This is a genomic window from Flavobacterium magnesitis (assembly GCF_041729735.1).
In the GTDB taxonomy this organism is placed as follows: domain Bacteria; phylum Bacteroidota; class Bacteroidia; order Flavobacteriales; family Flavobacteriaceae; genus Flavobacterium; species Flavobacterium magnesitis.
The window spans coordinates 1-19314 of sequence record NZ_JBCFQK010000017.1; the positions used below are offsets into that span (position 1 = coordinate 1).

Below are 19314 nucleotides of genomic sequence, written 5' to 3' on the forward strand. Positions count from 1 at the left end.
AATAGGGTTTTTTCGTTTACATCAATCATCGTTTTTTGGGTTCAACACAAAAACCTGTGTATTGACAAAATTTAAACATATATATTAGTTAGTCTAAAAAGAAAAAATTCTACATTCCTAACACCTCTGAATTGGGACCTAAAAGCTTTTATTACTTGCCTGTGGCAGGCAGGTTTGCATTGAAAGATTCGCTGAAGCATTAGTACTTCTGTTGTCAAAATAATTCAATATCGTTTGATAATGATTTATTATTGTTCTTGATAGGTAAAACCAATGACTTTATCAGTTGTTTTTTGAAGATATTATGTAAGTCCAGAGTTGGATTGTATGCTTTTTGGGAATCAGTATATATTCAAGCAATAGAGAGCTTCTTTCAATTTGATTTGAATTTTACTTTCTAGAGCCAATTTGGCATAAAAAAAGCTTATAAATTAAGATTTATAAGCTGAATTTGTTTTGTGGAGAATATCGGATTCGAACCGATCACCTCTTGCCTGCCAGGCAAGCGCTCTAGCCAAATGAGCTAATCCCCCGAAGTTTGGCAAATATAGTATTTTATAGGATTCAAAAAACAACTTTTAAAAAAACTATTCTTTTTGTTGAATATTTTTAACTTTACCTAAAAACTAACTATTCGATGAATATGCAAAGTTCTAATGGCTCCTTGATTACAACTATTGAAAATAATATTGCTACCGTTGAATTTGGACATCCAGCAAGCAATTCTTTCCCACGTTCCTTATTGGATTTGTTGACTTCCGAAATTAATAATTTAAGTGGTAATGATGACGTTAATGCGATTGTTTTAAAAAGCAAAGGAACGGTAGCTTTTTGTGCTGGTGCTTCTTTTGATGAACTTTTGGCTGTTTCAAATCACGAGGAAGGATTGGAGTTTTTCTCTGGTTTTGCTCATTTAATTAATGCTATGCGTCGTTGTTCTAAACTGATTATTGGACGTATTCATGGAAAAGCAGTTGGAGGAGGAGTGGGTATTGTAGCAGCTTGCGATTATGTTTTTGCAACTGTAACTGCTTCAATAAAATTATCCGAATTAGCCATCGGAATTGGTCCTTTTGTAATTGAACCAGCTGTGAGCAGAAAAATTGGAAAAACGGCGATGACCGAAATGACTTTAGCAGCTCATGAATGGAAATCCGCAGATTGGGCAGAACAAAAAGGACTGTATGCTGCCGTTTTTGAAACTACTGAAATATTAGATAGTGCTATTGCTGATTTTGCTTCCAAATTAGCTGCTTATAATCCCGATGCGTTATTCGAAATGAAGAAAGTGATTTGGGAAGGAACTGAAAATTGGGAATCGCTATTATTAGAAAGAGCTACAATTACGGGACAATTGGTTTTATCTGATTTTACTAAAAATGCATTGGAACAATTTAAACGTAAATGATTTACCATATAAGTTTTAATCTTAATGAATTAAAAATTCAATTCTTGTAATTAGGATAAGTTCATAGGAAATCTATTTCTTAAATCAATTCATTTTTTTATTCTTATTTATACAGGATTTCTAAATGATTCTTAATTTCTAAATGGTTTTAAAATCAAAAGCTTCTATTTTACAATTTGTATAAGTTCATAGAAGGAAAGCTATTTCTCATATCAATTCATTAAATTTGCAGTCAAAATAAAACCAAAATGAGTAATATCAGAATTACAAAACAATTTAGTTTCGAAACAGGTCATGCCTTATACGGTTACGACGGAAAGTGTAAAAACGTACATGGTCATAGTTATAAATTGTCTGTAACGGTTATTGGAAAGCCAATTACCAATCGTAATGATGTTAAATTCGGAATGGTAATCGATTTCTCGGATTTGAAAAAAATTGTCAAAGAAGAGATTGTAGATCAGTTTGATCATGCAACTGTTTTTAACGAAACGACTCCACATGTTGAGTTGGCTCAAGAATTAAAAAACCGCGGCCATCACGTAATTTTAGTAGATTATCAACCAACTAGTGAAAATATGGTTGTTGATTTTGCAGAAAGAATAATAGGACGCTTACCAGCAGGAATTACGCTCTTCTCTTTAAAATTGCAAGAAACAGAATCTTCGTTTGCCGAATGGTTTGCGAGTGATAATTTGTAGAAATTCCAATTTTTTAAATTCCAAGTTTATCTAAATGAAAAAAGTATATTTTGCTTCTGACCAACATTTTGGAGCACCAACAGCCGAATTGAGTTTTCCACGAGAACAGAAATTTGTTGCCTGGCTTGACGAAGTAAAAAAAGATGCTGAAGGTATTTTTCTTTTAGGTGATTTATTCGATTTTTGGTTCGAATACAAAACCGTGGTTCCTAAAGGTTTTGTCCGTGTTTTAGGGAAGTTGGCTGAAATTCGCGACAGCGGAATCCCAATTTATTTCTTCGTTGGAAATCATGATTTGTGGATGGATGATTATTTCGAAAAAGAGCTAAATATTCCCGTTTTTCATGACAATAAAGAGTTTACTTTTAATGGAAAAACCTTCCTTATCGGACATGGAGACGGAAAAGGTCCTGGAGATTTAGGATACAAACGCATGAAAAAAGTATTTACTAACCCGTTTTCTAAATGGCTTTTTAGATGGCTTCATCCGGATATTGGCGTGCGTTTGGCACAATATCTTTCGGTAAAAAACAAATTGATTTCCGGAGAATCTGACGTTAAATTTTTAGGCGAAGACAATGAATGGCTGATTTTATATGCCAAAAGAAAATTAGAAACCAAACATTATAATTATTTGATTTTTGGTCACCGTCATTTACCAATGATTCATCCAGTGGGAGAAAACTCCGACTATGTCAATCTAGGCGACTGGATTTCGTATTTTACTTATGGTGTTTTCGATGGAGAAAATTTTGAACTTAAAACATTCGAAAATTAATTTTGCCCATCTCCATTCAGGTAAATTTCCATTTTTATTCTAAATAAAGTTCCGTTAACCAAGTCTTTTAAGAACTTTAATTCAGCTATAGAAACTGATAGATCAAGCTGATACAAAGGTGTTTTTAATAAAAATTTACAGTTAGCATTCCTTAAAGCACAGCCTTCACAACAGTTGTTTTTGGCAATACTTTCGTCAATTAAATATTCAAATTCGTTTAATTCGTCAACAGTAAAAAACAGTCCAATTTCCTTAAATATCAATTGAACTCTGTTTGGAATAATGCCTTCTTGTTTTTCCCAGTAAAAAGTAATTCCGAGGCTATTGAGATAGATTTGTTGTATTTGCTCCATGATTTTTAATGTATGAAACAAATATAATTATTTATTTATATTAATTCTAAATAAAAATAATAAAAAATAAAACCAGTAATGATTCTGTAGTTAATCAAGCTGATTTTTTATGATATTCATCATTGATTCTAAACTGGTAACTTTAGTTTCAATAGCTTGACTTCCGTTGCCATAAGGTTCATATTTTTCTGGTTTTGTAATAGAAAATAAGCCTAAAACAGGAGTTTGTGAGGCACAAGCCAGATGCATAATTCCACTATCGGCACCAATAAAAAGAGATGTGTTTGCAATAAAAGCAGCTATTTCGCGAACATCTTTACTGTAAAAGGATGGCGCTTTGAAATTGATTTGAGAAACATTTTCAACTGGCAATACTTCTACAATGTTATAATCTGGAAAAGAGATTAGTAGTTTTTCATAAAAAGTATCCCACCAATCAGTGCAATAGCATTTTTCGCCTGTAGCAAAAGTAAAAATGGAAATTGTTTTTTTATTATTAGGAACAATTTTTTCTAATACTAATTTTGCATCCTGAAGTTCTTTATCGCTCAACTTGATGTTAATTGTAGGGACTGGTTTTTGTTGTTGTGGATGTCCAAGTTGATTCAAATAATGACGAAACTCATATACCGGATATTTTGCCATGTGCTTGTAATCTGGATGTTCCTGAACAATTTCTTCATTTAATTCTCCAAAAAACTTAAAATTAGCATTAGCCAATTGTGTTGACAAACGTCCAGAAGAAGAACCTTTATCGATATTAATGACTAAATCATATTTTTTTTGTTTGATTTTAAACCAAACCTGAAAATATTTTAGGAGATTATCAAAAGGTTTTCTGGGTAAAACAATGTAGCTTTCTACAGATGAGTAATTTTCGAAAATAATGGGAGCTAAATTCCCTTTTATAAATAAATCGATTTTACAATCAGGAAAAACACTATTGATTTCTTGAACTAATGGTGTGATAAGAAGTAAATTTCCCAGACGATGATTGGGACGAGAGATAAGAATGTTTTTAAAATCAACCACTACATTTGGATTGTGGTTCAATTTATTACTCCCAATATTTTTGGTTAAACCACGTGTAATTTTTCTTCTTACCGCATTAATTTCAGATTTGAAACTCATATATGTTCTTTTAAAAAAGTTGAAAGTACTATAAATTCAACCTAAACATATTAATTTATTTATTAAAAATTAATTTTTCATAGCAATTAAGCATTTTTTTAAGATTTTTCCGTTGTTTGTTGTGTGTCAATTCAATTAAGAATTATAAAAATTGAAATGAATTTTAGTCTTGATTTTCATGCTCTTCAATATCTTTAGTCAAATCTAATTTTCTAAAAGTAGGAGAGATGATTCCAGTTGTTAAAACCACTAGAAGCGTCATGCTTCCGCCAAAAACAACTGCAGTTACTGTTCCCATTAATCGAGCAGTTAGCCCACTTTCAAAAGCACCTAACTCATTTGAAGAACCAACAAACATGGAATTTACAGCTGAAACTCTTCCACGCATGTTATCAGGCGTTTTAATTTGTAATATCGTTTGACGAATAACCACCGAAATACCATCAAAAACGCCACTAAAAAACAAAGCAAAAAGAGAAACCCAAAATAAGGTAGAAAGTCCAAAAATGATAATACATACTCCGAAACCAAAAATAGCACTCAATAATTTCATTCCCGCATTTTTACTTAAAGGAACATAAGCTGTAATGAGCATGGTTAAGAAAGCTCCAACAGCTGGTGCTGCTCTCAAAAAACCAAAACCTTCTGGTCCTACTTTTAAAATGTCTTGTGCAAAAATAGGTAAAAGAGCTACCGCACCACCAAATAGTACGGCAACCATGTCTAGTGTAATTGCTCCTAAAACGGTTTTGTTATTAAAAACAAATTTGATTCCTTCGGCTAAACTTTGCATTACAGGTTCGCCAATTTTTGGATTCATAATTGGTTTTTTACTTATTTGAGATAAAGCCAATAAAGCCATAATTGAACAAGCAAAAACGGAGCATAAAGACCAATGAACCCCAATTAATGTAATGGAAAATCCTGCAACAGCAGGTCCTACCACCGCAGCAATTTGCCAAACGGAACTGCTCCAGGTAGCAGCATTGGGATAGATTTTTTTTGGAACAAGTAAGGATAAAAGCGAAAAAATAGTTGGTCCAAGAAAAGCTCTTACTAATCCTCCTAGAAAAACTAGAAAATAGATAGAATATAAAATGACTTGATTTGAATATCCTTCAACAACAGCTGGCCAGGTCAATAGAAAAAGGCCAAAACTAATTACTGAGAAGCCAAAAATACATTTCATTAATAATCCTTTTTTCTCTTTTTGGTCTACAATGTGACCTGCAAATAAGGCTAATGAAACTGCTGGAATGACTTCCATTAAGCCTATAATTCCTAATGAAAGAGCGTCTTTGGTAATGCTATATACTTGCCATTCGATTACTATAAATTGCATTGACCAGGCAAATACCATGGCAAAACGCAGGAATAAAAAGGTATTAAATTCTTTGTAACGCAAGGCAGCGTATGGATCTTTTTTGCCTATTTTTTTTAGATTCATTATTGAATGCTTTTTAATCGTAATTGGGTTGAAACATTCCCATTCCATTCATTTTCATCAATGCAATAAGCAGCTTGAAATGGTTTTTGATTCGTAGTCAAATCGATTTTATTTCCTAAACCAAAACCTATAGCGGCAATGCCTTCAGAGTTGTTTTGTTTTACAAATAGTTTCAAATGTTCGTCTCCAGAGCCTAGTTTTTTTGCATAACCTGTATCAATTACATTTTTGGTTAGAAAAACAGGTGTCATATTCATAGGTCCAAAAGGTTCAAATTGTTTCAGGATTCGGGTGAGTTTTGGTGTAATATCAGAAAAATTGATTTCCGCATCAATTTCTATTTCGGGAACAAGTCGGTCGGGATGAATCGTCTCCTGAACTTGTTTTTCGAAAGCTTCTTTGAAAACAGCATAATTTTCGGCTTTTAAGGTCATTCCTGCAGCATACATATGTCCTCCAAATTGCTCCAAATGTTCCGAACAAGCTTCCAGAGCATTATAAACATCAAATCCTTTTACGGAACGAGCCGAAGCAGCATATTTGTCTCCACTTTTGGTAAAAACCAATGTCGGGCGATAATAGGTTTCGATTAATCTGGAAGCTACAATTCCGATGACGCCTTTGTGCCAATCTTCCTGAAAAACTACAGTTGTAAAACGCTCTTGCTCCTGATTTTCTTCAATTTGCTGAAAAGCTTCTTTGGTAATCTGTTTGTCTAAATCTTTTCGGTCAGCATTGTATTTTTCGATTTCAGAAGCAAATTGTTGTGCTTGTTCAAAATCAAATTCGGTTAATAATTCTACGGCATGATTTCCGTGTTTGATTCGTCCAGCGGCATTAATTCTAGGTGCAATGATAAAAACAACATCGGTAATATCTAATGTTTTTTTCTTTATTTGATGAACCAAAGCTTTAATTCCGGGTCTTGGGTTATTGTTGATTACTTGTAAACCAAAATAAGCCAACACTCGATTTTCACCTGTCATTGGTACAATATCAGCAGCAATGGCAGTGGCAACCAAATCAAGATAGGGAGCCAAATCTTCGATGGTTTGATTTCGATTTAAACCCAAAGCCTGAATGAGTTTAAAACCAATTCCACAACCACATAATTCATCATAAGGATAGTTGCAATCATTTCTTTTTGGGTCGAGAATGGCAACAGCATCAGGTAAAGTTTCTCCTGGTCTATGGTGATCGCAAATGATGAAATCAATGTTACGTTCTTTGGCGTAAGCCACATGATCAATGGATTTAATTCCGCAATCCAGAGCAATTATTAATGAAAAACCATTGTCATCAGCAAAGTCAATTCCTTTAAAGGAAACCCCATAGCCTTCGTCATAACGATCTGGAATATAAGTGGCAACATTGGGATAAAAACTTTTTAAATAGGATGAAACAAGTGAAACAGCTGTAGTTCCATCAACATCATAATCGCCAAAAACCAATATGCATTCTTGGTTTTCAATGGCGTTTTCTATGCGTTCAATTGCCTTTTCCATATCTCTCATCAAATAAGGATCATGCAAATGTTCTAACGAAGGACGAAAAAAATGTTTGGCTTCTTCAAAAGTTTCAATTCCGCGTTGTACTAAAAGTTGGGCAACAAAATCTTCTACATTTAAGGCTTGTGCTAAATGTTTGATTTTGTCTTCCGAAGGTTTGGGTCTAAGAGTCCAACGCATTTGATTTGTGATTTTTGAATGTCGATTAACGATTTTTGATTTTATATCTGAAATCAAAATCGTTAATTGAAAATCTTAAATAATTTATTTCAACTCTAAAGCAGTTCCTTCAAATTCGATTCCGTCCCAACCGTGAATCATAAAGTTTCTAATATTTTGATGATTCGTTCCTTCTGGATCGCCTAATACTTCATCTTGGTAAAATGCACCAAAACAAAATAAGGTTTCAGCTTGAGATAAGTTTTGTAATTGAGCAAAAGCAAATAATTTACAAGAACCTGAGTTTGTTCCTGCAGCATTATGAGTATCTCCATTTTGAAAAGCGGTAGGAGTAAAGTTGTAATTTTCTTCAATAACAGCAATAGTTTCAGGAAAAGTGATTGCTTCTGGTGTTTCTTTTAATTTTTCTAAAAAGGCTTGAATGCTCATGATTTTAAATTTTATTTTTTGCCACAGATTAAAAAAGATTTTAAGGATTTTTAATCTGGGGTTAAATTTTTATTATTCTTTTTCTTCTTCTTTCGAAAATTTACTTTTCTTAGGCTCTTTAACGATGGTTTTTCCAGCAACAACTACAACAATTTCACCACGAGGAGCAGTTTTTTCAAAGTGAGCTAATACTTCTTTTGCGGTTCCTCGGCGGTTTTCTTCGTGTAATTTTGAGAGTTCTCTAGAAACACATATTTGTCGGTCTTCGCCAAAATAAGTCACAAATTCTGCTAATGTTTTTACTAATTTATGTGGGGAAACATACAGAATCATGGTTCTGGTTTCTTCGGCTAGTTCTAAATATCGGGTTTGACGCCCTTTTTTTTCAGGTAAAAAACCTTCGAAAACAAATTTGTCATTTGGTAATCCGCTATTCACCAGAGCAGGAACAAATGCGGTAGCGCCTGGAAGACATTCTACAGCAATTCCGTTTTCGACACAGGCACGTGTTAATAAAAAACCAGGATCGGAAATAGCAGGTGTTCCGGCATCAGAAATCAATGCAATATTTTCGCCAGCTTTGAGTCGGGAAATTACATTTTCGATGGTTTTGTGCTCGTTGTGCATGTGATGACTGTGCATGTGGGTGCTTATCTCAAAATGCTTTAAGAGTTTTCCACTGGTACGCGTGTCTTCGGCAAGAATCAAATCGGCTTCTTTTAGAATCCGAATGGCTCTAAAAGTCATGTCTTCGAGGTTTCCTATTGGCGTGGGAACGATATATAATTTTGACATAAATTAGTTTAAGCAGCGATTGTTGTTTATGTTTTTAAAGGAATTTTTTCTCAATAATTTCCATAAAACGTTCTTCATATTCTTCTTTTCCTTCCCAGTTGTTGTAATCGGGTTTTACCATTTCGTCTATGAAACTTTTGGTTTCGAAAAAATTATCATAGGTAATCAATTGATTCATCACACGATTGTAATCTTCATTGCTGTTGCCAAAAAGATGTTTTACAAATGCAATACGATCATTCAAATCGATTTCGATTCCTTTGGATAATTTATCATTTAAGGAAACCTTTTTTGGAGTTGCTTTCTCAGCGGTTTCAACAGCTTTTTGTACTGGAGTTTCTGCTGGTTTGATTGGTTCAAAAACAATCTCTTTTGCGGGAGCAGGAACGTCATCTACTTTTACAAATTCAGGTTCGCTATAACTTAAGCCTAATAAATCTTCAAATGAAATTTGTACAGTTTCAGTTTTTTTAACCTCTTCCTCTTGTTTCTCTTCTTTTTCTTCGTCTTCAGCTTCTTCTGTTAATTCAAATGCAGCCTTGAATTCCTCATCTTCTTTTACTTCAGCTTTTTCTTCCTCTTCATCTTCCTCAATTTCAGGTTCTGATTCATGAAATTCAATATTGTTGTCTTCGGTTTCCGTTTCTTCCACAGAAACTAATTCATCATCATCATTTTCGTCAGCTACAATTTCCTCATCGGTAGTTTCTTCTTCAATACTTGTTTCAGATTCAACTATTGCTTCGGCTTCTGTTTCTTCTTTTTCGGCAATAGGTTCATCGGTTTCCACATCCTGAAACATATTACTTTCGTTCATTTCTATTTCCGTTTCAACAGGCAACAAAGCTTCTTCATCATAAAAATTTTCGATTTCTTTTTCAATTTCGCTGTAGTTACCAATTGTAGGTCTTACATCGCTGTAATTCTCTTCTACAAATTTTAAAACAGACAGTTTTTCATAAAGTTTTTGGGTTTCCAAATACAATTGATTGACATCAGATTTATCCTTGATTTGTAATATTCTATGAGCGATGCTAATTAAATCGGCTTCTAATCTTTTTTTCATAATGATTAAATTATAGTATGTATTTTGGCGAATGACTTTTTGTTTGTTGAATGCAGAAGGATTTTTGAGATTACTTTTAATTAAGTACTCATAAACCTCCAAATTGCTAAAAATTTTCTACTTTTGAGAAAGTGTAAAAGTATAAAATCTTAAGCCGATTTATAAGTTTACAAAGTAATAAAAACTATTCATTTTTTAAGTTAGAAAAATACAAAATGTTTCTCGAAAATACAGTAAATCATAAAGAGCAATTTGGTTGGATTGAAGTTATTTGCGGTTCGATGTTTTCGGGTAAAACAGAAGAATTGATTCGCCGATTAAAAAGAGCACAATTCGCTAAGCAAAAAATAGAAATTTTCAAACCAGAGGTTGATACCCGCTATCATCAAGATATGGTGGTTTCTCACGATGCCAATGAAATTCGTTCGACACCAGTTCCTGCTGCGGCAAATATTGCTATTTTGGCACAAGGTTGCGATGTGGTTGGGATTGATGAAGCACAATTTTTTGACGACGAAATTGTAACAGTTTGTAATAATTTAGCCAACCAAGGCATTCGAGTAATAGTTGCAGGATTAGATATGGATTTTAAAGGAAATCCTTTTGGTCCCATGCCTGCTTTGATGGCGACAGCCGAATATGTTACCAAGGTTCATGCGGTGTGTACCAGAACGGGAAACTTAGCACATTTTAGTTTTAGAAAAACCGCAAATGACAAATTAGTACTATTAGGTGAGACTGAAGAGTACGAACCTTTAAGTAGAGCGGCTTATTTTGAAGCGATGCAAAAAAACAGCGAAGTTTAACTTGTTGACTGTTAGTTTGTTTTGGTAATTAGAATTTTATAATAAATTAACAGAATTATATAAATCGGATTCACTTGTGTTGGTCGTATATTTGTTGCATATTAATATTTAAAATTAAAAAGTCATGAAATATATTTATGTAATGTTAGCTTCTTTAATGATTGTTTCTTGTAAAAAAGCAGAAACAGCAGGAGTTATGGATGATAGCCAAGTTAAAATTGATTCTATGAAAATGGAAATGGTGAAACAAAAAGCGATTGACTCCATGAAAATAGAAATGGCAAAACAAGAAGCGGAAACAGCGGCTAAAGAAAAAGAGGTAACGGTGGTTAACCACACAACAACTCAAGCTGCTCCAGCTCCAGCAGCAAAAAAGAAATGGAGTAGTACTGCTAAAGGTGCCGTTATTGGTGCTGGTGTAGGTGCGGCTACAGGTGCAATTGTTAGCAAGAAAAAAGGAACAGGTGCAATTATTGGTGGTTTAGCTGGTGCCGGTGTTGGTGCTGGAACAGGAGCTATCATTGATGGTAAGAAGAAAGAATAAATTAATTTTTTATTATAAAAAAAGGCTGTTTCATGAATTTGAAACAGCCTTTTTCTATTTTCGGAAAGGTGAATACTTATATCTTTTTTCGCATTCTTGCTACAGGAATATCCAGTTGTTCACGGTATTTAGCAATAGTTCTTCTGGCAATTGGATAGCCTTTTTCTTTTAATAATTCGGCTAGCTGATCATCAGGAAGTGGTTTTTTCTTATCTTCTTCTTCAATAATATTTTGAAGTATTTTTTTGATTTCCAATGTCGAAACATCTTCACCCTGATCATTTTTCATGGCTTCTGAGAAAAATTCCTTAATTAATTTTGTACCATAAGGCGTTTCTACATATTTACTGTTAGCAACACGAGAAACTGTTGAAATGTCAAGACCAACAATATCGGCAATGTCTTTTAAAATCATCGGTTTCAATTTGGTTTCGTCGCCATCAAGGAAATATTCTTCCTGATAATGCATAATGGCGTTCATGGTCACAAAAAGTGTTTCTTGGCGTTGTTTGATAGCATCAATAAACCATTTGGCAGAATCTAATTTTTGTTTTATAAACTGAACTGCTTCTTTTTGAGAATTTGATTTATCCCTCGAAGCCTTGTAGGTTTGCATCATTTCCTGATAATCCTTAGAAACGTGTAGCGAAGGCGCATTTCTTCCGTTCAGGCTTAATTCTAATTCATTATCAACAATTCGAATAGCAAAATCGGGAACAACATTTTCAGTTATTTTGTTATTTCCTGTAAAACCTCCTCCTGGTTTGGGATTGAGTTTTTCTATTTCAAAAACCGCTTTTTTAAGGTGTTCATTCGAAATGTTGTATTTCTGAATCAGTTTATCGTAATGTTTTTTAGTAAAAGCATCAAATTGATTTTCGATAATATCGGCAGCCAATTCAACCGAATCCGTCGGAGTTTTATGTTTTAGTTGTAATAAAAGACATTCTTGTAAATCGCGGGCACCTACACCAGAAGGTTCTAATTGATGAATAACTTGCAACATGCGTTCTACCATGTATTCATCCGTATAAATAGCTTGGGTAAATGCCATATCATCCACAATATCAGGAATACTTCTGCGGATATAACCCATATCGTCAATACTGCCTACAAGAAATTCAGCAATCTCTCTTTCGTGATCGTCTAAGATAAAAGTATTGAGTTGGTTGATTAAATCCTGATGAAAACTGATTGGTGCCGCCAGTGGCGATTCGCGAGCTTCATCGTCATCGCTGTAATTATTTGCCTGGGTTTTATAATCAGGCGTGTCATCGTCACTTAAATATTCGTCGATGTTGATGTCGTCGGCATCAATGCTTTCAGAGTCATCGAAATCGTCATAATCATCATTTTCAAACTCGTCTTTTTCGTATTCCTCATCTTCTTTTCCAGTTTCTAAGGCTGGATTTTCATTCATTTCTTCTAAAAGACGTTGTTCAAAAGCTTGCGTAGGCAATTGAATTAACTTCATCAGCTGAATTTGCTGTGGAGATAATTTCTGGGATAATTTTAAATTTAAGAATTGCTTTAGCATAATAAGGCACTATTTTTTTATTGCCACGAAGGCGTAAAGTCACAAAGGTTTTTAATAATTCTTTTTTGTATTGATAAATCTTCGGATACCACTTTTTATAAGAGGTACATTAAAATTAATTAAAAAACCCAAATCTTTATTTAATAATTTCAAATGGCTTATAATTTGAGCGTCCCAAACGGGATTTATTTGTTCGACTGCTTTTACTTCTATAATGATACAATCTTCAATTAATAAATCCAATCGTAAACCTTCACTGAATTCAATACCATCATAAACAATTGGAATATCAATCTGTCTTTTTACATCTAGTCCCGCTTTTCTGATTTCATGAGCCAAACATATTTCATAAACCCTTTCCAGCAAACCTGGCCCAAGTTCTTTATGAACTTTGAATGCAGAATTAACAACAATTTTTGCAATGGCTTCGGTTTTTTCTGTAATCATGTTTTAATTGCCGCTAAGACGCAAAGGCGCCAAGTTGTAAATTATTTTATTAATGTAATATCGTTGATTTTTTTTTTAGTGCCTTTGCATCTTCTGGCTTTTTTTTAATTATTATTTAAAAAAACTTTGAGACTTAGTGCCTTTGTGGCAAATATTTTAAAAAAACTTCGCAGCGAGAATTAAAACTCTGCATTCATTGGTGTTCTAGGAAACGGAATTACATCACGAATATTGGACATTCCGGTTACAAAAAGTACTAATCTTTCAAATCCAAGTCCAAAACCAGAATGTGTTGCCGAACCGAATCTTCGGGTATCTAAATACCATGATAATTCTTTTTCGTCAATTCCTAAAGCCTTCATTTTTTCGACCAAAACATCAAAACGCTCTTCTCTTTGTGAACCTCCTACAATTTCTCCAATTCCTGGAAAAAGAATATCCATGGCACGAACGGTTTTTCCGTCTTCGTTCAAACGCATGTAAAACGCTTTAATATTTGCCGGATAATCAAACAAAATTACCGGACATTTAAAGTGTTTTTCTACCAAATAGCGCTCGTGTTCCGATTGTAAATCGGCACCCCATTCCTTGATAATATAACTGAATTTTTTCTTTTTATTTGGAGTCGATTCTCTCAAGATGTCAATGGCTTCCGTATAAGAAACACGTTTGAAATTGTTTTCTAAAACAAAATTCAGTTTCTCCAGCAAAGTCATTTCGCTTCTTTCCGCCTGAGGTTTTGATTTTTCTTCTTCTAAAAGTCTTCCTTCTAAAAACTTCAAATCGTCTCCACAATTATCCAAAGCATATTTGATTACGTACTGAATAAAATCTTCAGCCAAATCCATATTGTCATCCAAATCATTGAAAGCCACTTCCGGCTCGATCATCCAGAATTCTGCCAAATGGCGAGAAGTATTGGAGTTTTCTGCTCTAAACGTTGGTCCAAAAGTATAAATTTGTCCCAAAGCCATGGCAAAAGTTTCGCCTTCCAGTTGTCCAGAAACCGTTAAATTAGTATGTTTTCCGAAGAAATCTTTCTTGTAATCAATGTTTCCTTCTTCATTTTTTGGCAAATTGTCCAATGGCAACGAAGTCACCTGAAACATTTCTCCAGCTCCTTCGGCATCAGCTCCAGTGATAATTGGCGTATTCACATATACAAAACCTTTTTGCTGAAAATAGTTGTGCACCGCAAAGGATAATACCGAACGAATACGCATAATTGCACCAAAAGCATTCGTTCTTACACGCAAATGTGCATTTTCACGCAGGAATTCCAGCGAATGTTTTTTAGGTTGCATTGGGAACTTCTCGGGATCTGAATCTCCAAGAATTTCTAATTTCGCTACCTGAATTTCATATTTTTGTCCTGATCCCTTACTCTCAACCAAAGTTCCAGTTACCGAAACCGCAGCTCCGGTAGTGATTCTTTTTAAAATTTCGTCAGCAGTATTTTCAAAATCGACTACACATTGAATGTTGTTAATGGTAGAACCATCATTCAAAGCAATAAATTGGTTGTTTCTAAAAGTTCTCACCCAACCTTTTGCATTTACTTCCTGAAGCGTCGTGGTACTATTTAGTAAGTCTTTAACTTTGGTATGCCTCATTTTGCGTATAGAGTTAATTTTAAAATTCCTCTTGTTCTTAATTGCAAATATAAAGGATTTGTTTGTAAATGCCATTGCAGGAAAGAGTCTATTCAGGTGCAGTCATTGTGATTTTTTAATTAACAAATTGAATTTACTAAAGATTTATGTATCGTCCCTACGGGACTTTCTAATGAATATCAACTATTTTACCCCGAAATAAATTTCGGGGCTACAAAATGCGTCGTTCCTACGGAACTTTATTGTCTAAATCTGGTATAGAAATTCAATTCATTTTATAGAAGCGTGTCAAAGAGCCGTAGGCTCGGCATATTTTGTAGGGATGGATTTTAATCCATCCACAATTGACGGTAATTTGTGGGAATGCGTAGGTCTCGATATAATATTTCTGGTTGTTTTTGTTTTGATTATGCGCGTTACAAACGCTTCGATTTTTCTTTTAATTGGAGTAGGTACTCGATGCAATCGAGCACCAGTTGGTCAAATTCCTATTTTATTAATATCGAAAAAAATGTTACAATAACAAAGTAAAGTGTAAATGTTGCTAATACAACTCCTGTCACCTTCAAATATTTTGAGGCCTCTGAACCTTCTTCTCTAAAAATATTAAAATTCGTAATTGCACCAACAACACCAATTGCACCTCCAATTGCACCTCCTGCAAATAATAATATAATTGGTAATCCACCTAAAACATATTGAAACCATTTAAGTTTTTCTACTATTTGATTTTTAACTCCATTTATTTCTAAAGTTGGAATAAAGTCAGGAAATGATTGTTTGGGAAATGCTTTGATTAAGTCGCTAGTTCCATTAGGTATAAGAAATGGTCTGCCTTTTTCCTTTGATTGCTCAACTTGAACATTGTCTTTTAGTAATTTTGATTTTCCTGTCCAGATTGATGTTTCTATTTCAAAATTAGAATTTGGAAAGTCTAGTAGTTGAAATTTATGCTTCATATTTTATCTATTTTGTTTTTCTGTGTTGTTGTGTTAGCAGATGCTTTTTTTTCGTTTACTAATCTTCTTAATGTAAAAAACACCATAAAAACATAGGCTATTATTGGTAAATAATATTTTTTAGAAAATTCTATTACTTTTTGGTAAAATATTTTATATTTATTTTTTTCGAGATATTCATTTTGTACTCTCTCAAGATATTCATTTTGTAATCTACCTGAAATACAAATAAAGGGTTTTATCTCTTTTAAATTTTTATCAGGTTTCGGTATTCTTGGATTAGCAAACCAGATGTCATTTTTATATGTTAAGAAAGTGGAAGCTTTTTCTGTATTTAAAATGTCGATAACTCTAATGTAAGACCAATATTGTGATTTTTTTTCGAAATGAAATTTTATTCCTTTTATTGAATCCTTAGTTAAAATTATTTGTTTCACACTTTCTTGAGCAATTTTTAATTTTGCTGTATCAGACCCTAAATCACCGGTTATATTTACAACTGCGAACTTCTTTGAATTTAAAAAATTTGTAGTTTCCTCTTTAAAATCTGTACCATTCCAAACAGATAAACTTAATGATCCATAGGTGGTAAAAGCATCTATATGTTTCAAGTATATAATGCACATAATAGGAAGCATTATGATGCTAATTAATCCTGCTAAATAATATTTTTTTTTATGTTTTCTCATTTTTATAGATAACTACTAAATCATTTATAAATGAAATTAATTTATTGATATTTAGTGTTGTATGTGAGGTTTTGTTTAGTATTGTTTTTCTCAAATATATTAAATTTTTTTATAAAACGGAATTTTCTTACTCTAACTGCTAACTTGACTCACTCTTTTTAAAAATCTCAAAATTACCGCTTCAAAAACAAAAAATCCTATCTCATTCCTGAAAAAGAGATAGGATTTTAAGTATTTCACAAATATTAATTTTAACTATTATCTTCTAATTCCAGAATTAAATTAGCAATAAGCGCCGTCCATCCTGTTTGATGGGAAGCACCGAGTCCTTTACCATTGTCACCATCAAAAAATTCATAGAAGAAGTGCTCGTTTCTAAAATGTTCGTCTTTGGCAAAATGCTTTTCATGGTCGTCAGCATGGTATTGAAATTTACCTTCTTCGTTTCTTTCAAAGAGTTTGATGAGTCGTTTGCTCAGTTCGTTTGCAATTTCTTTTAGGTTTAGTTTATTTCCAGAACCCGTTGGGAATTCATACACATAAGTTGGACCGTAAAAAGTGTAATATTTTCGCAACGATTGAATAATCATATAATTTAATGGCATCCAGATAGGGCCTCGCCAGTTTGAATTTCCGCCAAACATAGCCGAACGACTTTCGCCAGGTTCATACTGAATTTGGTGCGAATTATTAAATACAAAAGGATGGTCTTTGTGGAACTTAGAAAGTGAACGAATTCCAAACTCGGATAAGAACTCATTTTCATCCAGCAAGCGTTTTAACAAATGTTCTAATCTAAAACCGCGCATGATGGAGAATAGAAAATTGCCATCTTCGTTGAATTTATCTAAATTAGAAATTAACGAGGCTAAGTCGGGACGTGTTCTTATAATTTCGTTCGCCCGTCTTCTAAAATCTTTTAATTCATCAAATAAATCTTTGTGCATTATTTCGACTGCAAACATTGGAATTACACCCACTAATGAGCGAACTCTCAAACGCTCCGTTTTACCATTTGACATTTCGACAACATCATAATAGAAATTGTCTTCGTCATCCCAAAGTGAAATGTCTTTTTTACCAATGTGATGCATCGCCCAGGCAATATTCAAAAAGTGACGGAAAAACTTAGCAGATACTTCTTCGTAGATTTTGTTGGTTTTTGCCAATTCGAGTGACATTCGAAGCATATTCAACGAAAACATAGCCATCCAGCTTGTCGCATCGGCTTGTTGCATTTTTTTAATTCCTTCAGGCATGTGATTGCGGTCGAAAACTCCAATGTTATCCAAACCTAAAAATCCACCTTCAAATAAATCGGTACCACTGGTATCTTTTTGGTTTACCCACCAGGTGAAATTGATAAGCAGTTTTTGGAATGCTTTTTCCAGAAATGGAGTATCGGCTTTGCCAGTACGAACTTTGTCTTTTTCGTAAACATGCCAAACTGCCCAGGAATGAACAGGTGGATTTACATCGCTAAAATTCCATTCGTAAGCAGGAATTTGACCATTAGGATGCATATAACTTTCTTGTAAAACTAACAGCAATTGTTGTTTAGCAAAATAAGGATCGATTTCTACAAAAGACGCCATGTGAAAAGCCAAATCCCATGCGGCATACCAAGGATATTCCCATTTGTCGGGCATGGAAATAATGTGTCGGTTATTAAGATGTTGCCAACTAAAATTGCGTGGATTCGTTCTGTTTGCTGGTGTTTCTTCGGTTCCACCAAACAGCCATTTGTGGATATTAAAATAATAGAATTGCTTTGTCCACAACAAACCTGAAAACGCACTTTTTGCAATCGCGCGATGTGCTTCGGGGATTTTTTCGTTTATGGTTTCGTTATAAAAAGCTTCACATTCCTGTTTTTTTTGTTCAAATAACATTTCAAAATCTGCCCAAGGGTTTTCTAAGGCAATATTACTTAAACGGAGGTTAATGCTTTTTTCTTCGCCAGCTTTTAAATCGAATTTGTACCAAATGGCTGCTTTAGTCCCAATTTTGTTAGGATTTACAGTCGATTCGCCATTTACAACGTGATTGTTAATTCCGTCTTTAACATATTCATATTCGCTAGGAACATTGTAAATACGTTCGTTATTGGTTTCATTTTCGCAAAATAACTGTTCGCCATGTTGATGATAGAAGTAATAGTCTCCATTTCTGCTGCTTTTAGTAAGTATCACATTATTAGCAACAGATTCCATATTAGGACGTGGATGTCTGGTGTTGTGTTTCCAGAAATTACGAAACCAAATATGTGGCAAAACGTGGATACTGGCATCAGTTGAAGCTCTATTAACCACGGTAATTTTCATCAATATATCATCAATACCAGCTTTGGCATATTCGATATAACAATCAAAATAAGCATTGTCTTTAAAGGCATTGCTGTCTAGTAATTCAAATTCGGTTTCTTCCCGACTTCTCCTATTGTTGTTGACTAAATCGGTATATGGAAATTCGTTTTGTGGATATTTGTAAAGGTATTTGTTGTAAGTGTGTGTAGGCGTAGAAAGTTGATGAAAGTAGAGTTCTTTAACGTCTTCACCATGATTTCCCTGATTGTTGGTAAGTCCAAATAAACGTTCTTTTAGGATAGGATCTTTGCCATTCCAAAAAGCAGGTGCCAAACACAAAATCTCTCGAGAATCGCAAAAACCACCAATTCCTTCTTCTCCCCATCTGTAGGCATTGCTTCGTGCTTTGTCATGGTCGATGTATTCCCATGCTTCTCCATGTTGACTGTAATCTTCGCGAACGGTTCCCCATTGTCTTTCGGCCAAATATGGTCCCCATTTTTTCCAATTTTTGTAGTTATTAGCAACGGCTAATTTTTCTTTTTCCGAATTGGTATTCCCCATGTTGTTTTGTACTAGTTAGTGGTATTATTAATATTGAGACCAGTTTTTAAAAA

The 19314-nt window shown here is 33.8% G+C and carries 18 protein-coding genes and 1 tRNA gene; 5 read left to right on the forward strand and 14 right to left on the reverse strand.

Annotation, left to right across the window (positions count from 1 at the left end; genetic code table 11):
* Window positions 1-459: 459 nt before the first annotated feature.
* Window positions 460-533, reverse strand: a tRNA-Ala gene (locus AAGV33_RS11670).
* A 104-nt stretch (window positions 534-637) separates the two neighbouring features.
* Between AAGV33_RS11670 and AAGV33_RS11675 the strand changes: the two genes are divergently transcribed.
* The 3 genes from AAGV33_RS11675 (at window position 638) to AAGV33_RS11685 (ending at window position 2887) form a co-directional block, all read left to right on the forward strand.
* Window positions 638-1408: an enoyl-CoA hydratase/isomerase family protein gene (locus tag AAGV33_RS11675; protein ID WP_373392199.1), complete on the forward strand. Its 771-nt coding sequence runs from the start codon at window positions 638-640 to the stop codon at window positions 1406-1408.
* A 248-nt stretch (window positions 1409-1656) separates the two neighbouring features.
* Entirely contained in the window at window positions 1657-2109 is a 453-nt protein-coding gene (locus tag AAGV33_RS11680; RefSeq protein WP_373392200.1) for a 6-pyruvoyl trahydropterin synthase family protein, read from the forward strand.
* Between the two features lie 34 nt (window positions 2110-2143).
* Window positions 2144-2887: a UDP-2,3-diacylglucosamine diphosphatase gene (locus AAGV33_RS11685; RefSeq protein ID WP_373392201.1), complete on the forward strand. Its 744-nt coding sequence runs from the start codon at window positions 2144-2146 to the stop codon at window positions 2885-2887.
* Here AAGV33_RS11685 and AAGV33_RS11690 read toward each other — a convergent pair.
* The 7 genes from AAGV33_RS11690 to AAGV33_RS11720 form a co-directional block, all read right to left on the reverse strand.
* Complete coding sequence (locus AAGV33_RS11690) at window positions 2884-3240, reverse strand: hypothetical protein (protein WP_373392202.1); 357 nt, start codon at window positions 3238-3240, stop codon at window positions 2884-2886. The two genes, AAGV33_RS11685 and AAGV33_RS11690, sit on opposite strands and share 4 nt — an antisense overlap.
* Before the next feature lie 90 nt (window positions 3241-3330).
* Window positions 3331-4371 (reverse strand): glycosyltransferase family 9 protein, encoded by a 1041-nt coding sequence (locus tag AAGV33_RS11695; RefSeq protein ID WP_373392203.1) that lies wholly within the window; start codon window positions 4369-4371, stop codon window positions 3331-3333.
* A 163-nt stretch (window positions 4372-4534) separates the two neighbouring features.
* Window positions 4535-5818 (reverse strand): MFS transporter, encoded by a 1284-nt coding sequence (locus AAGV33_RS11700; protein WP_373392204.1) that lies wholly within the window; start codon window positions 5816-5818, stop codon window positions 4535-4537.
* Entirely contained in the window at window positions 5818-7506 is a 1689-nt protein-coding gene (recJ, locus tag AAGV33_RS11705) for a single-stranded-DNA-specific exonuclease RecJ (protein WP_373392205.1), read from the reverse strand. Before recJ ends, AAGV33_RS11700 begins: the two co-directional genes overlap by 1 nt.
* 84 nt (window positions 7507-7590) lie before the next feature.
* Complete coding sequence (locus tag AAGV33_RS11710) at window positions 7591-7935, reverse strand: HopJ type III effector protein (RefSeq protein ID WP_373392206.1); 345 nt, start codon at window positions 7933-7935, stop codon at window positions 7591-7593.
* 72 nt (window positions 7936-8007) lie between these two features.
* On the reverse strand, window positions 8008-8730 hold the full coding sequence (gene rsmI, locus AAGV33_RS11715) for a 16S rRNA (cytidine(1402)-2'-O)-methyltransferase (RefSeq protein ID WP_373392207.1): 723 nt from the start codon (window positions 8728-8730) through the stop codon (window positions 8008-8010).
* Between the two features lie 34 nt (window positions 8731-8764).
* Complete coding sequence (locus tag AAGV33_RS11720; RefSeq protein ID WP_373392208.1) at window positions 8765-9796, reverse strand: hypothetical protein; 1032 nt, start codon at window positions 9794-9796, stop codon at window positions 8765-8767.
* Between the two features lie 215 nt (window positions 9797-10011).
* Here AAGV33_RS11720 and AAGV33_RS11725 point away from each other — a divergent pair, with 215 nt between their 5' ends.
* Both AAGV33_RS11725 and AAGV33_RS11730 read left to right on the forward strand, forming a co-directional pair.
* Entirely contained in the window at window positions 10012-10602 is a 591-nt protein-coding gene (locus AAGV33_RS11725; protein WP_373392209.1) for a thymidine kinase, read from the forward strand.
* A 124-nt stretch (window positions 10603-10726) separates the two neighbouring features.
* Window positions 10727-11146: a YMGG-like glycine zipper-containing protein gene (locus tag AAGV33_RS11730; protein WP_373392210.1), complete on the forward strand. Its 420-nt coding sequence runs from the start codon at window positions 10727-10729 to the stop codon at window positions 11144-11146.
* Between the two features lie 76 nt (window positions 11147-11222).
* Here AAGV33_RS11730 and rpoN read toward each other — a convergent pair whose 3' ends face one another.
* The 6 genes from rpoN to AAGV33_RS11760 form a co-directional block, all read right to left on the reverse strand.
* Window positions 11223-12683, reverse strand: a complete 1461-nt coding sequence (gene rpoN / locus AAGV33_RS11735) for an RNA polymerase factor sigma-54 (protein ID WP_373392211.1) — start codon at window positions 12681-12683, stop codon at window positions 11223-11225.
* 51 nt (window positions 12684-12734) lie between these two features.
* Window positions 12735-13130 carry a GxxExxY protein gene (locus AAGV33_RS11740; protein WP_373392212.1) on the reverse strand — a complete coding sequence of 132 codons (396 nt, stop codon included), beginning with the start codon at window positions 13128-13130 and terminating at the stop codon, window positions 12735-12737.
* A gap of 179 nt (window positions 13131-13309) precedes the next feature.
* The gene (gene asnS / locus AAGV33_RS11745; protein WP_373392213.1) at window positions 13310-14743 is read right to left on the reverse strand and encodes an asparagine--tRNA ligase; all 1434 of its coding nucleotides are present in this window, start codon (window positions 14741-14743) and stop codon (window positions 13310-13312) included.
* 488 nt (window positions 14744-15231) lie between these two features.
* Window positions 15232-15702: a hypothetical protein gene (locus AAGV33_RS11750; protein WP_373392214.1), complete on the reverse strand. Its 471-nt coding sequence runs from the start codon at window positions 15700-15702 to the stop codon at window positions 15232-15234.
* Window positions 15699-16391, reverse strand: a complete 693-nt coding sequence (locus AAGV33_RS11755) for a hypothetical protein (RefSeq protein ID WP_373392215.1) — start codon at window positions 16389-16391, stop codon at window positions 15699-15701. The genes AAGV33_RS11750 and AAGV33_RS11755 overlap by 4 nt, the downstream gene beginning before the upstream one ends.
* A gap of 251 nt (window positions 16392-16642) precedes the next feature.
* Complete coding sequence (locus AAGV33_RS11760; RefSeq protein WP_373392216.1) at window positions 16643-19261, reverse strand: MGH1-like glycoside hydrolase domain-containing protein; 2619 nt, start codon at window positions 19259-19261, stop codon at window positions 16643-16645.
* Window positions 19262-19314: the final 53 nt, after the last annotated feature.

Bases quoted from the DNA above. Each gene is read 5' to 3' on its own strand.
- AAGV33_RS11675 (WP_373392199.1), top strand. From the start codon at position 638: ATGAATATGCAAAGTTCTAATGGCTCCTTGATTACAACTATTGAAAAT.
- AAGV33_RS11680 (WP_373392200.1), top strand. From the start codon at position 1,657: ATGAGTAATATCAGAATTACAAAACAATTTAGTTTCGAAACAGGTCAT.
- AAGV33_RS11685 (WP_373392201.1), top strand. From the start codon at position 2,144: ATGAAAAAAGTATATTTTGCTTCTGACCAACATTTTGGAGCACCAACA.
- AAGV33_RS11690 (WP_373392202.1), bottom strand. From the start codon at position 3,240: ATGGAGCAAATACAACAAATCTATCTCAATAGCCTCGGAATTACTTTT.
- AAGV33_RS11695 (WP_373392203.1), bottom strand. From the start codon at position 4,371: ATGAGTTTCAAATCTGAAATTAATGCGGTAAGAAGAAAAATTACACGT.
- AAGV33_RS11700 (WP_373392204.1), bottom strand. From the start codon at position 5,818: ATGAATCTAAAAAAAATAGGCAAAAAAGATCCATACGCTGCCTTGCGT.
- recJ (WP_373392205.1), bottom strand. From the start codon at position 7,506: ATGCGTTGGACTCTTAGACCCAAACCTTCGGAAGACAAAATCAAACAT.
- AAGV33_RS11710 (WP_373392206.1), bottom strand. From the start codon at position 7,935: ATGAGCATTCAAGCCTTTTTAGAAAAATTAAAAGAAACACCAGAAGCA.
- rsmI (WP_373392207.1), bottom strand. From the start codon at position 8,730: ATGTCAAAATTATATATCGTTCCCACGCCAATAGGAAACCTCGAAGAC.
- AAGV33_RS11720 (WP_373392208.1), bottom strand. From the start codon at position 9,796: ATGAAAAAAAGATTAGAAGCCGATTTAATTAGCATCGCTCATAGAATA.
- AAGV33_RS11725 (WP_373392209.1), top strand. From the start codon at position 10,012: ATGTTTCTCGAAAATACAGTAAATCATAAAGAGCAATTTGGTTGGATT.
- AAGV33_RS11730 (WP_373392210.1), top strand. From the start codon at position 10,727: ATGAAATATATTTATGTAATGTTAGCTTCTTTAATGATTGTTTCTTGT.
- rpoN (WP_373392211.1), bottom strand. From the start codon at position 12,683: ATGCTAAAGCAATTCTTAAATTTAAAATTATCCCAGAAATTATCTCCA.
- AAGV33_RS11740 (WP_373392212.1), bottom strand. From the start codon at position 13,130: ATGATTACAGAAAAAACCGAAGCCATTGCAAAAATTGTTGTTAATTCT.
- asnS (WP_373392213.1), bottom strand. From the start codon at position 14,743: ATGAGGCATACCAAAGTTAAAGACTTACTAAATAGTACCACGACGCTT.
- AAGV33_RS11750 (WP_373392214.1), bottom strand. From the start codon at position 15,702: ATGAAGCATAAATTTCAACTACTAGACTTTCCAAATTCTAATTTTGAA.
- AAGV33_RS11755 (WP_373392215.1), bottom strand. From the start codon at position 16,391: ATGAGAAAACATAAAAAAAAATATTATTTAGCAGGATTAATTAGCATC.
- AAGV33_RS11760 (WP_373392216.1), bottom strand. From the start codon at position 19,261: ATGGGGAATACCAATTCGGAAAAAGAAAAATTAGCCGTTGCTAATAAC.